A 12,194-nucleotide genomic window follows, 5' to 3' on the forward strand; every position below is an offset into this window, starting at 1 on the left:
TAACCTCACTCCCGGATCGCACGACGACGACGTGCCCGGAGAGGTGGTGACGCAGGTGAACCTGACGGACCGGCGACCGGTGGAGGCGGCACCCGCACGGAAGGACCGCCGTCCGGTCGTGCGCCTGGTGCCCGCGGTGGACGACGGCCCCGCACCCCCGCGGCTCGCCGACCTGCTGCTCGGGCCCGGCCGCGGCGTGCTCGACGTGCTCGCCGCACCGCACGGCATCGACGGCCCGCTCGGCGGGGTCACCCTGTGGGACCCGCTGGCCGGGCGGCCGTGCGGCCGGGACGACCTGCTGCTGGTCGCGGCGCCGTCGGCGGGCACCGCGCTCGCCGGGCAGGCCGTCGCCGAGGCCGCGCGCGGCGGGGCCTGCGCGGTGGTCCTCAAGGGCGTCGAGGACGTCGCCGCGGTCCGCGACCGGGCCCGCCGGGCCGGGGTGACCGTGCTGGTCGCCGCGGACCGGGTCTGCTGGGACGACCTGTGCGTGCTCGCCCGCTCCCTGGTCCCGGCGGCCCGGCTCGGGCAGCGGCCCGCGGCCCCCGCCCCCGACCTGTCCCCGCTGGCCGAGGCCACGGCGGCCGCCGTGGGCGGCCCGGTCGAGATCGTCGACGCCGAGCTGCGGACCCTCGCCCACGCCGGGCTCGGGCATCCGGTGGACCCGCTGCGCGAACGGTCGGTGCTGGACCGCCGGGCGCCGGCGGCGGCCCGCGAGTGGTTCACCGGATCCGGTGCGGCGCAGCTGCTGCTGCGCACCCGCGCGGCGCAGCAGGTGCTGTTCCCCGGCGCGGTGCCGCGGACGATGGCACCGATCGTCGTCCGGGACGCGGTCGCCGGCTACGTGATCGCCGCCGAGGGCGGCGGGCCGCTGTGCGACACCGCGCCGGACGTGCTGACCGAGGCCGCGTCCGTGGTCGCCGCCCGGATGGCCGGCGCACCGGTCCCCGCGACGCCCGGCCCCGGCGACCTCGCCGACGAGCTGCTGCGCGGCGCGCTCACCGGCACCGGATCGGTGGACGCGCTCGGCGGGCCCGGCGGCTGGACCCTGGTCGCGTTGCGCCCGGCGGGCGACGGCCCGGACCCCGGACCGGCGCCGTCGGCCGGGGCGTGCGTGCGGATGGTGTTCCCCGGCGCGGCACTCACCCGGACCGACGGCGCGACCGTCGTGCTGCTCCCCGGCCGGCGCGGCCGCGACGCCGCCCAGCGCGACGCCGAGACCGTGCGGAACCGGCTCTCGGCCCTGCACGGCGTCCGGTTCGTCGCCTGCGTCAGCGACCGGATCGATCCCGGCCACGACGGCGACGACGACATCGCCGGGCTGGCCGGGCCGCTCTGCCGGGCCGCGTCGGTGCTCGCCGGCCGCGGACGGCCGTCGATCGCGAGCCTGAGCGACCTGCGCCCGTGGGCGGTGCTCGCCGAGCTGGGGGAGATCGCCCGCGACCGCCCCGGGCTGTTCGACGGCGCGCTCGACGCCTCCCTCGAGCACGACCCGGACCGCAGGGCCGAGGTGCTGGCCTCGCTGCTGGCCTGGTTCGACGCCGGCCGCGACGTCTCCGAGGCCGCCCGCAGGCTGCGGGTGCACCGCAACACGCTGCGCTACCGGCTGCAGCGGATCGAGGCGCGCAGCGGGATCAGCCTGGACGATCCCGTGCAACGCTTCACCGTGGAGCTACAGGTGCGGCTGCTGGCGCTGGGTGCGGGCTGAGACAGACACCGCTGCACCGTGACGGCCGTCCCGCGGGGCCGGTGTGGCCCCGGGCCGGCGGTGCTGCCATGATGTCCCGCGTGATCGACCCGACGACCGCCGCCGCGCACCGCGCCGCGTGTTGCTGTCGTCCGGGTCCGTGCCCCCTCGGCTGACGGCGCTGCGTCCGTCGATCCGATCCCCGCTCCGGCGGGCCGGGCACCGACCCGTTCCGGTCCCGTTCCCGACGGCCCGTCCGGGCCCCGCACGCGAAGCGATCACACGGTGCACAACCCCGATCTGTCCGGCGAGACCGTTCTCGCCCTGCACGCCCACCCCGACGACGAGTCGATCTTCACCGGGCTGACCCTGCGCCGGCTCGCCGACGCCGGCGCGCGCGTCGTGCTGGTGATGGCCACCGGCGGCGATCTCGGCGGCTCCCGGCTGCCGCTCGGTCCCGGCGAGGCGGTCACCGACCGGCGCCGCCGCGAGCTGGAGGACGCGGCCGCGCTGCTCGGTGTGTCCCGCCTGGTGCTGCTCGGGCACCGCGACTCCGGGCTCCCCGGCGGCCCCGGCACCGGGCACCCGCGGGCGCTCGCCGGCGCCGATCCGGTCGTCCTCGGCCGCACCGTCGCCGAGCTGGTGGACGCCGAGGGCGCCGGGACCGTCGTGCACGACGACGACTCCGGCATCTACGGCCACCCGGACCACCGCGCGGCGCACGCCGCCGGGGCGATCGCCTGCTCGCTGACCGGCGCCACCGGCTACCGGATGACGGTCGACCGGGAGCACCTCGCCCTCTCGGCCCACGACCGGCACCTGATCCACGGCGCGGCCCGCGCCGCAGGCGTCGGCTTCGGCCGGGTCACCGCGGAGATCGCGGTCGCGGTCACCGGGAGCGCCGCCGATCTCGCCGTCAAGCGGGACGCGATGCTCGCGCACGCCAGCCAGATCGACCCGGCCGCCGTCCCGGACGCGACGTTCGCCGCCGCGTACGGCTACGAGTGGTTCCTGCGCGGCGAGCGGGACGGCGTCGCACCCGGGCCGGGTGTCCTGGACGCGCTGGGCAACGCGCACCTGCTCACCGGCACCCGCTGAGGATCCGCGCCCTCCACCGTGCCGGTCGATCGCACCCGTTCCGGGGTGAGGACTACGCTGTCCGCACAACTGCACTCCGGCGCCCGGCGGGTGCGCACCGTCACCGGCACGTCCACCGCGGGCCGTGCACCCGGTGTGTCACGGCCCGGGTCGGCACGCAGTGAGGCAGTAGGGTCGTCCGGTGCGGCGGGCACGGGCAGGGAAGGACAGGGCGAGAATGGCTGAACCACCGGGCCCGGTCCTGGTCGTGGTGCCGACCTACGACGAGCGGGAGAACCTGGGTCCGGCGGTCGCCCGGTTGCACGCCTGCCTGCCGGACGTGGACGTGCTGGTGGTCGACGACGCCAGCCCGGACGGCACCGGTGAGCTCGCCGACGAGCTGGCCGCCGCCGACGACCGGATCACGGTGCTGCACCGGGCCGGCAAGGACGGCCTCGGCGCCGCCTACCTGGACGGCTTCCGGCACGCGCTGACCGGGGAGCACCAGGTCGTCGTCGAGATGGACGCCGACGGCTCGCACGCCCCCGAGGACCTCCCGGCGCTGCTCGCCGCGCTGGAGGACGCCGACGTCGTGCTCGGCTCCCGCTACGTCCCCGGCGGCCGGGTGGTGAACTGGCCGTGGCACCGCGAGGCGCTCTCGCGCGGCGGCAACCTGTACTCCCGGCTCGCGCTGGGCGTCCCGATCCGCGACATCACCGGCGGCTACCGGGTGTTCCGGCGCTCGGTGCTCGAACAGCTGCACCTGGAGTCGGTCGCCTCGCAGGGCTACTGCTTCCAGGTCGACATGGCCTGGCGCGCGGTGCGGGCCGGGTTCCGGGTCCGCGAGGTGCCGATCACCTTCGCCGAGCGGGAGCGCGGATCGTCGAAGATGAGCGGCGCGATCGTCGCCGAGGCGCTGTGGCGGGTCACCTGCTGGGGCCTGTCCTACCGGCTCGGTCTGGACGTCCCGCAGCGGCCGGCGCGAACAGGCCCGCGAGGTGCCGCGCGTAGTCGTCGGGGAGGCCTGCCCGGGTGAGCAGCCCGACGAACTCGTCGGGTGTCACCGGCCGGTACCGGACCGGCCGCCCGACGGCGGTGGGCAGGATCAGCCGGACCGCGACCCGGCCAGCACGGCGTCGCCGCGGGCGGTGAGGACACCGACGAGATGGGTGCCGGTGTTGCCGGTCGCGCCGGTGACGAGCACTCGGTCGGACATGTCGGTCTCCGCTGCGGTCGGTCGTCGCGGCGGGGGAGACCGACCGGACCGTGACTTCCACACGTCGTGACGCCGCTGGCGCGCCGTCACGGGCCGAGTGTCCGCCGGTCCGGCGCGCCGTTCAAGCGTCAGGGCGCGGTGCCGTCCGCCACACCGGACCGCGCTGCGGGGAGCACCGCCAGCTCCGGCACCAGATCGTCGAGGCCCAGCGTTCCCTGGGCCAGCGCGGCGGCGTGCCAGGCGGCCAGGTCGAACCGCTCGCCGCGGGCCAGGTGCGCGGTGCGAGCCTGCTCCCGGCCGGTCAGCCAGGCGCGCTCGCCGAGCTTGTACCCGATGGCCTGCCCCGGCCCGCCCAGGTAGCGCAGCAGCTCGGAGTCGGCGAGCGCGTCCCCGCCGCCGACGTGCCTGCCGAAGAACTCGCGGCCCAGCTCCGGGGTCCAGCGCAGCCCGGCGCCGACCGGGGAGTCGGCGGGGATCGGCAGCGACAGGTGCATCCCCAGGTCGATGACCACCCGCACCGCCCGCATCATCTGTGCGTTCAGGTAGCCCAGCCGCGACCCGGGATCGGTGTGGTGACCGAGCTCGTCCATCAGCCGCTCGGCGTACAGCGCCCAGCCCTCGACGTCCGCGCTGACCGCCCCGACCAGCGAGGTCTGGAACGTCGACAGCTCCGAGGAGCGCAGCGCCCACGACGCCAGCTGCAGGTGGTGACCGGGGACGCCCTCGTGGTACCAGGTGCTGATCAGGTCCCACAGCGGGTAGCGGTCGTCCGGCGAGGCGGGCAGCCAGGTGCGGCCCGGCCGGGAGAAGTCCAGCGACGGCGGCGTGTAGTACGGGGCGGCGGCGCTGCCGGTGGGCGCGAGCCGGGACTCGACGTCGCGGAGCCTGCCGGACAGGTCGAAGTGCCTGCCGTCGAGCTCGGCGATGGTGTCGTCCATGATCTGCTGCAGGTACCGGCGGGCGTTCTCCCCGCCCTCGACGACGCCGGTCGAGCCGCCGTCGTCGTCCAGGAACGCCATCGCCTCCCGGATCCCGGCGCCGGGCAGCACCCGTCGGGCCTCGACCGCCATCTCGGCGTGCAGCCTGCGGAACTCCGACCAGCCCCAGTCGTAGACCTCGGCCGGGTCGATGTCGGCGCCGTTCCAGAAACGCGACGCGATCCGGTAGCGGTCGGCGCCGACGCCGTCCGGGGTGCCGTCGGCGGCGGGCAGGTACTCGGCGCGCAGCCAGTCGCGCAGCCCGTGCAGCGCGGCGGCCGCGGCGGCGGCGTTCCGGTCCAGATCGGCCCGGACGCCCGCACCGACCTCGGCCTGCCCGGCGAAGCCGGCGAACCAGCCGCGGCCGCCGGCGTCGGCGATCCAGGCGTCGAGCTGTTCGGTGACCCGGACGACCTGGCGGGATGCGGCGAACAGGCCGCGACGCGATCCCTCGGCGAGGCTCGCGCGGTACCCGTCGAGCGCCTCGGGGACCCGGCCCATCCGGGCGGCGACGGTCGCCCAGCAGGACTCGTCGGACACCGGCATCAGGGTGAACGCGGTGCGGATCGTGGCGAGCGGCCCGAACAGCTCCTGCACGTCGCGCAGCGGCTCACCGGACTCGGCGTGCGCGATCCGGGCGCCCAGTCGCTCGGTCAGGAGCCGGGCGCACCGCCGCTCGTCGGGGTCGTCGGGCGCGGGGAGCGCGGCGAGCCAGTCCAGGGTCGCCCGGCAGACGGCGACGACGGCGGCGGTCCCGTCGGGGGAGAGATCGGGCAGCCGCTCCTGTCCCTGCGGCCAGCCGAGGTCGCCGGCGAGGATCGGGTCGAGCTCGGCGAGCCTGCGGACGTGGTCGTCGGCCAGATCGGTGACGGGGCGTGCGGTCCCGGGCGGGGCGGGGCGGTCGATCGAGGTGATGTCGTTCATCGATCACCATCATGCCCGCCGCCGTTTCCGGCCCCCGCACGCGACGGAGCCCGGACCCCTGTGTGGATCCGGGCTCCGTGCAGCGCGTGTGTCCGTGCGCGTGTGTCCGAGTCAGGCGATCTCGGCGCGCCGCTCACGCAGCACCTCGAGGCGCTCGTTGAGCAGCTCCTCGAGCTCTGCGATGGACCGGCGCTCGAGCAGCATGTCCCAGTGGGTACGCGGGGGCTTCTGCTTCTTCTGATCCGGCTGGGTCCCGTCGACCCGGCGACCGACGCCGCCCTGAGGCGACTCCCAGGTAGCCGGAGCCTCGGCGTCGTTCGCGAACGGCACCTCGAACTCGTAGCCGGACTCGGACACATAACGGACCATCTGCCGCGGCGCCAGGTCGTGATTGCGGTCGGTCTCGTAGCTGACAGCCCCGAGCCGGCTGCCACGCAGAACGCGGTCGGCCATGCGTCGTCACCCTCCTTGCGTCTGTCGAGGCGGCGGCACCTCGACGGTTACGTCGCCGCCACCGGGTGTAACGTTCGTGGGGCTACGCTATTCCGGCGGCGGGGCAGCGATCACCACCCGGTTCTTACCCGGGGGTAACCATTCCTGCGCCCGATTGGCCAGTGTTCCCTATCAGGGCCCGTTACACACGCTGATGTGACGTGTCAGCCATGTGTGACGCTACTCACTGGCGTTCGGCGAGAGTTCATGCACCGGATGCGACAGGTGCACGCTCCGGGGCGCGCACCGGGAGCAGCGCGAGCAGTCCCAGCGCCAGGACCAGCACGATCCCGATCGTTCCCGCCCGGTCCGAGCCGAACAGGTAGGTGAACAGACCGATCAGCGCGGGCGCCAGGAACGACACCGCGCGGCCGGTCGTGGCGTAGAGCCCGAACAGCTGGCCCTCCCGGCCCGCCGGGCAGACCCGCAGCAGGTACGAGCGCGACGAGGCCTGCGCCGGGCCGACGAACACCCCCAGCACCAGACCGAAGATCCAGAACATGGTCGGGCCGGACACCAGCAGCAGCACGATCCCGACCGCGACCAGGCCGGCCAGCGACCCGGCCACCACCGCCTTCGGGCCGTACCGGTCGTCGAGACGGCCGCCGACGAGCGCCCCGGTCGCGGCCACGATGTTGATCGCCACCCCGAACAGCAGCACCTGGCCGGGGTCCAGGCCGTACACGGTCACCGCGAGCACCCCGCCGAAGGCGAAGATGGCGTTCAGGCCGTCCCGGTAGAGCGCGCTGGCCCCGAGGAAGTACACCGTGTGCGGGCTGGCCCGGTACAGGTCCCGCAGGTCGGCGAGCAGCCGCCGGTAGGAGCCCGCGACGCCGAGCTTCGGCGCACCGGGTGCGGCCGGTGCCGTCTCCGGGAGCAGGAAGAACATCGGCGCGGCGAACACGGCGAACCAGATCGCGGCGACCAGCACCGAGATCCGGACGTCGAACCCGTCCGCCGTGGACACCCCGAACAACCCGCCGTCGCCGGACAGGAAGCCGACGTAGACGCCGAGCAGCAGGACGATGCCGCCGAGGTAGCCCAGCGCCCAGCCGAAGCCGGACACCCGGCCGACCGTCGCCGGCGTCGACACCTGCGCCATCAGCGCGTAGTACGACACCGCCGCCAGCTCGACGAAGATCGAGGCCAGGCCGAGCAGCACCAGCCCCAGCCACAGGTAGGTCCAGTCGTCGCGGACCCAGAACATCCCGATCATGCTGAGCACGACGAGTGCGGTCCACACCCCGGTCGCCCGCAGCCTGCGGCCCTTGCGGTCCGCGCTCTGGCCGATCACCGGCGCCATCAGCGCGATCAGCACTCCGGCGGCCGCGGTGGACCAGGCCAGCCAGCTGTTCGCGCTGATCCTGCCCGGCAGGTCGGCTCCGACCGCGTCGGTCAGGTACACGGAGAACACGAAGGTCAGGGCGATGTGCTGGAAGCCCGACGAGCCCCAGTCCCAGAAGCCCCACGCCCACACCCGGGATCGACGGGGCTGCGCTCCGGACAGTGTTGCTGCGGTCACCGGGGGAGACTATCCGCGCGGCCGGGCACCGGCCCCTGTACGACCACCGAGATCCGCTCACCGCGGGGCCCGCCTGCCCAGCACCTCCAGCAGCCGGTCCGGCCGGTCGGACAGCAGCCCGTCCACACCCAGGTCCAGCAGCCGCTCCATCTCGGCCTGCTCGTCCACCGTCCACACGTGCACCTCCCGGCCGGACGCGTGGGCGGCCGCGACGAACCGCCGGTCGGCCGCCACCGGGATCGGCCCGAACCACGGCGGGACCTGGGCGAGCGTCCCGGTCAGCGGCGGCAGCGCCCGCGCGGGCACCCGGTAGGCGCGCGCCCGTAGCCCGGTCACCGCGGCCTGCCCCATCGAGGTGCACAGCCGCGGCCCGGCCGCGGTCCGGGCGGCGGCCAGCCGCCGGTCGGAGAACGAGCCCAGGCACACTCGGTCCCAGGCGCCGGCCGCGTCCAGCGCGGCGAGGGTCGGGCCGACCACGGCGTCGGACTTCAGCTCGATCGTGATCCGGGTGCCGGGCAGCGCGGCGAGCACGGCGGCCAGCCGGGGCAGCGGCTCGGTGCGGCTCGCGCCACGGACGAGGACGCTGTCGAGCTCGGCGGCCGGCCGGGCGTCGATCCGGCCGGCCGCGTCGGTGGTGCGGTCCAGCGTCGGGTCGTGGTGCACGAACGGGACGCCGTCGGCGCTGGCGTGCACGTCCAGCTCGACGTAGCCCACGCCGTGGTCGGCGGCGGCGACGAACGCCGCGAGGGTGTTCTCGCAGCCGGCCAGCTCACCGAGGTGCCAGCCGCGGTGCGCATAGCCGCGCGGGTACGGGCCCGCGAGGTAGGGGTGTCGGTCGTCCGGGCCGGTCACGGGATCAGCCTGGCAGCTCGGCGACGGCGCCACCACGGGGGAGCCGGAAACCGTCGGTGTCGATCAGGGGACGCATCAGGTCCCCGTGCGTGTCCAGCCGGCCGGGCAGGTCGTCGAGGGTGAACACCAGTTCGCCGGGGTCGCGGCAGGCCTCCACCTCGTCCCAGGTGAGCGGGGTGGCGACGGTGGGCAGCTCGCGGCCGCGCAAGGAGTAGGAGGCGATCGTCGTTTTCGCGGTGTTGTTCTGGCTCCAGTCGACGAACACCTTCCCCCGGCGCCGGGCGCGGGCCATCACCGCGACCGTGTCCCGCGGATGCTCGGCCGCGAGCCGTTCGGCGACCTCCCTGGCGAACTCCGAGGTGCGCTCCGGCCGGGTGACCCGGACCGGCAGGTAGAGCTGCATCCCCTTGCCGCCGGACGTCGACGGGTGCACCGGCAGGCCGTGCTCGGCGAGCAGCGCGCGCAGCCGCAGCGCGACCCGGCAGCAGTCGACCACCGTCGTCCCCTCGCCCGGGTCGAGATCGAACACCACCCGGTCCGGCGGGTGCCGGGCGTCGCGGGGGCCGAGCCGCCACTGCGGCACGTGCAGCTCCAGCGCCGCCAGGTTCGCCGCCCAGGCCAGCCCCTCGGCGTCGGCGATCACCGCGAAGTCGGCCGACTCCGATCGGCCGCCGGGCGTCCCGACCCGCGCGGTGCGCAGCCAGGACGGCGCGTGCCGGGACACGTTCTTCTCGAAGAACGACGACGCCCCGACCCCGTCCGGCCAGCGCTTGAGGGTCGCCGGGCGGCCGTCGAGGTGCGGCAGCATCGCCTCCGCGACGGCCAGGTAGTGGCCGAGCACGTCGGCCTTCGTGGTGCCGGTGGCCGGGTAGAGCACCTTGTCCGGGTTGGACAGGGCGGCGCGGCCGTACCCGTCCGCGTGCCGCGCGCCGCGGGTCCGCGATCCGCCCACCGGAACCTCCCGCCAGTCGTCCGACGGCGCGCCGGCCGCCGGGTAGGCCGAACCCGCCCGGACGGCGATCACCCCGGGCAGTCCCTGCGCCCGCACCGCGTCGAGCAGCTGCGCACCCGCGTTCGGGTACAGCGGAGCCGGGCGCCGGTGCGGCCCCTCCAGCGGCAGCGCGTCCAGCAGCGCGCGACGGTCGCCGAGGGGCAGCGCACGGACGTCGCGGCCGCCGGTGTGCAGCACGTCGGCCACCCACAGCTCACCGCGCCCGGTCAGCTCGGCGTCGAGCAGGTGCCCACCGGCGCCGAGCGCCGGGCCGAGCTCGCGCAGCCGTCCCGGCGGGTCGATCGGGTCGCCGGGGACGCCGTCGTCGCCGACCGGGTGCAGCGTCAGCCGTCCGCCGTCGCTGCGCACCAGCACGCGCCGGCCGCCGAACACCGGCCGCACCCACCAGTCGTCACCGGACGGCAGCCGCGCCGCCCGGCTCGGCACGGCGAGCGCCGGATCGCGGGGGAGCGGTGCACCGGACGTGCGGGCGCCGGGTGGCTGCTCGCGGGTGCGGCGCAGCAGCCAGCGATCCTGCCGCTCGTCCGGCCGGTGCAGCAGCACGAACCGGCCGGTGGCACGCTCGCCGTGCAGGACGACGGCGACCTCGCGGTCGGTCCACTTCTCGGTCTCGTAGCTCCCGGAGTCCCACACCGACATCCGGCCGCCGCCGTACTCGCCACGCGGGATCTCGCCCTGGAAGTCCAGGTACTCCAGCGGGTGGTCCTCGGTGCGGACGGCCATCCGCACGGTCCCGGCGTCCTCCGGCAGTCCCTTGGGCACCGCCCAGGAGACGAGCACGCCGCCGCGTTCCAGCCGCAGGTCCCAGTGCAGCGCGGTGGCGTGGTGCTCCTGGACGACGAACCGCCCGCCGTCCGGGGTGGCCGGGTCCGGGTCGGTCTCCGGGACCGGCTCCGGGGTGCGCCGCGGATCGCGCCTGCGGCGGTACTCCTCCAGCGGCACCCGGGCAGCGTAGCGATGCGGCGCCGCGCGGGCCTTGTGGGCGAGGATGATCGAATGTCAGCATAGGGTTGCCTATCCACAAGGAAGGGGTTGCTGTGTTCGCGTGCATCTGCGCTGCCGTCACCGAGGCGGAGGTGCGTGGCTGCGTCCGGGAGGGCGCCCGCTGCGTGGACACGATCGGCGACGCCTGCGGTGCGGGCACCGGCTGCGGGAGCTGTCACGACCGGCTCCGCACCCTGCTGATCTCGACGTCCGCGGGCGACGACATCGACCGGCTGCCCGCCTCTGCGTGATCCGGGCCTCACCACAGCACAGGTGAGCCTGCACGACGATGAGCCGGTCCTGATCGACAGGGCCCACTGTGCGCTGCCCTACATTCGCCGTCCGACCAGCACTGGACGAGGGGATGGGACATGCGCGGCGACGACGAGATCATCGGCCTGCTCAACGAGCAGCTGACCAGCGAGCTCACGGCGATCAACCAGTACTTCCTGCACGCCAAGATGCAGCAGAACTGGGGCCTGACCAAGATGGCGGCCTACACACGCGCCGAGTCGATCGACGAGATGCGGCACGCGGAGGAGATCACCGACCGGATCCTGTTCCTGGAGGGCCTCCCGAACTACCAGCGGCTCGGCACCCTGACCATCGGGCAGAGCGTGCGCGAGCAGCTGCAGGCGGACCTGGCGATCGAGCTGGCCGTCGTGGAGCGGCTGCGCCCGGGCATCGCGCTGTGCCGCAGCAAGGGCGACATGACGACGGCGAACCTGTTCGAGAAGATCCTCGCCGACGAGGAGCACCACATCGACTACATCGAGACCAACCTGGAGCTGATGGACCGGCTCGGCGAGCAGCTCTACCTCGCGCAGCTGGTCGACCAGCCGCCGACCGCGGGCTGAGGCGCTCGGCGCAGGATTATGACAGTTCCCGCGTGCGGGCCCGGCGTGCGGGGACCGGCGATCGAAGATACGTTCGATGCATGACGAACGAGCATGCACACGACGCCGTCGATCCCGGCACGCCGGAGAAGGACCCGGCGGACTGGACCACGGGTGACGAGCCGATGACCGGGCCTCAGCGGTCGTACCTGGAGACGCTGCTGCAGCAGGCCGGGCGGGATGCGCCGGACGACCTGGACCGGCTCAGCAAGGCCGAGGCGTCCCGCCGGATCGACGAGCTGCAGGACGCCGCGGGCCGGGGCTGATCCGGCCGCCGGTCGGGCGCCGGCGGGACGGCCGGTGCGTGGCCGGACCGCCGGCCGCCGCATCCGGCCCTCTCCCCGTCGCAGCACCCGTTGAGCCGATAATGCACATTATGACAGTTTGTACGCTAGGACCATCGCCCAACGGAGGTGGCCTAAACCCCAGCCTCTCGCGACCCCGGGACGGTTCAACCTGCCCGCGCACCAGTGCTGCACCTACCCCGCCGATGGCCCAGGGCACCGGCATGGCAACGACTCTGGGACCACACCATCGGCCACCTGAACCCGGGCAGCC

At 74.8% G+C, this 12,194-nt stretch carries 11 protein-coding genes; 6 read left to right on the forward strand and 5 right to left on the reverse strand.

The genetic code is table 11. From position 1 onward, the window contains the following. The first annotated feature begins 55 nt into the window (after positions 1-55). The 3 genes from ABZ881_RS24360 (at position 56) to ABZ881_RS24370 (ending at position 3,797) form a co-directional block, all read left to right on the forward strand. The gene (locus ABZ881_RS24360) at positions 56-1,705 is read left to right on the forward strand and encodes a helix-turn-helix domain-containing protein (RefSeq protein WP_358487874.1); all 1,650 of its coding nucleotides are present in this window, start codon (positions 56-58) and stop codon (positions 1,703-1,705) included. A 264-nt stretch (positions 1,706-1,969) separates the two neighbouring features. Continuing rightward, on the forward strand, positions 1,970-2,782 hold the full coding sequence (locus tag ABZ881_RS24365; protein ID WP_358487875.1) for a PIG-L deacetylase family protein: 813 nt from the start codon (positions 1,970-1,972) through the stop codon (positions 2,780-2,782). Positions 2,783-2,999: 217 nt separating this feature from the next. Continuing rightward, on the forward strand, positions 3,000-3,797 hold the full coding sequence (locus ABZ881_RS24370) for a polyprenol monophosphomannose synthase (RefSeq protein WP_358487877.1): 798 nt from the start codon (positions 3,000-3,002) through the stop codon (positions 3,795-3,797). A 308-nt stretch (positions 3,798-4,105) separates the two neighbouring features. On the opposite strand, the gene ABZ881_RS24375 is transcribed toward ABZ881_RS24370, so the two are convergent. From ABZ881_RS24375 to ligD, 5 genes are all read right to left on the reverse strand, one after another. After that, the gene (locus ABZ881_RS24375; protein ID WP_358487878.1) at positions 4,106-5,878 is read right to left on the reverse strand and encodes a DUF885 domain-containing protein; all 1,773 of its coding nucleotides are present in this window, start codon (positions 5,876-5,878) and stop codon (positions 4,106-4,108) included. Positions 5,879-5,989: 111 nt separating this feature from the next. Next, on the reverse strand, positions 5,990-6,331 hold the full coding sequence (locus ABZ881_RS24380) for an RNA polymerase-binding protein RbpA (protein WP_085912326.1): 342 nt from the start codon (positions 6,329-6,331) through the stop codon (positions 5,990-5,992). Between the two features lie 244 nt (positions 6,332-6,575). After that, positions 6,576-7,892, reverse strand: a complete 1,317-nt coding sequence (locus ABZ881_RS24385; protein ID WP_358487879.1) for an MFS transporter — start codon at positions 7,890-7,892, stop codon at positions 6,576-6,578. A gap of 57 nt (positions 7,893-7,949) precedes the next feature. After that, positions 7,950-8,744, reverse strand: a complete 795-nt coding sequence (locus tag ABZ881_RS24390) for a glycerophosphodiester phosphodiesterase family protein (RefSeq protein WP_358487881.1) — start codon at positions 8,742-8,744, stop codon at positions 7,950-7,952. Between the two features lie 4 nt (positions 8,745-8,748). Then, positions 8,749-10,698 carry a non-homologous end-joining DNA ligase gene (gene ligD / locus ABZ881_RS24395; RefSeq protein WP_358487882.1) on the reverse strand — a complete coding sequence of 650 codons (1,950 nt, stop codon included), beginning with the start codon at positions 10,696-10,698 and terminating at the stop codon, positions 8,749-8,751. 95 nt (positions 10,699-10,793) lie between these two features. Here ligD and ABZ881_RS24400 point away from each other — a divergent pair, with 95 nt between their 5' ends. From ABZ881_RS24400 to ABZ881_RS24410, 3 genes are all read left to right on the forward strand, one after another. Next, positions 10,794-10,991, forward strand: coding sequence for a (2Fe-2S)-binding protein (locus tag ABZ881_RS24400; protein ID WP_344017609.1), 198 nt, complete (start codon positions 10,794-10,796; stop codon positions 10,989-10,991). Between the two features lie 120 nt (positions 10,992-11,111). Next, positions 11,112-11,597, forward strand: a complete 486-nt coding sequence (gene bfr / locus ABZ881_RS24405; RefSeq protein WP_358487883.1) for a bacterioferritin — start codon at positions 11,112-11,114, stop codon at positions 11,595-11,597. 80 nt (positions 11,598-11,677) lie between these two features. Continuing rightward, positions 11,678-11,902, forward strand: coding sequence for a DUF3072 domain-containing protein (locus ABZ881_RS24410; protein ID WP_344017607.1), 225 nt, complete (start codon positions 11,678-11,680; stop codon positions 11,900-11,902). Positions 11,903-12,194: the final 292 nt, after the last annotated feature.

Source organism: Pseudonocardia sp. NPDC046786, assembly GCF_040645415.1.
GTDB classification, from domain to species: Bacteria; Actinomycetota; Actinomycetes; order Mycobacteriales; family Pseudonocardiaceae; genus Pseudonocardia; species Pseudonocardia kongjuensis.

What these genes read in the sequence shown, in the direction of transcription:
- ABZ881_RS24370 (WP_358487877.1), top strand. Translation starts at nt 3,000, where the DNA reads ATGGCTGAACCACCGGGCCCGGTCCTGGTCGTGGTGCCGACCTACGAC.
- ABZ881_RS24375 (WP_358487878.1), bottom strand. Translation starts at nt 5,878, where the DNA reads ATGAACGACATCACCTCGATCGACCGCCCCGCCCCGCCCGGGACCGCA.
- ABZ881_RS24380 (WP_085912326.1), bottom strand. Translation starts at nt 6,331, where the DNA reads ATGGCCGACCGCGTTCTGCGTGGCAGCCGGCTCGGGGCTGTCAGCTAC.
- bfr (WP_358487883.1), top strand. Translation starts at nt 11,112, where the DNA reads ATGCGCGGCGACGACGAGATCATCGGCCTGCTCAACGAGCAGCTGACC.
- ABZ881_RS24410 (WP_344017607.1), top strand. Translation starts at nt 11,678, where the DNA reads ATGACGAACGAGCATGCACACGACGCCGTCGATCCCGGCACGCCGGAG.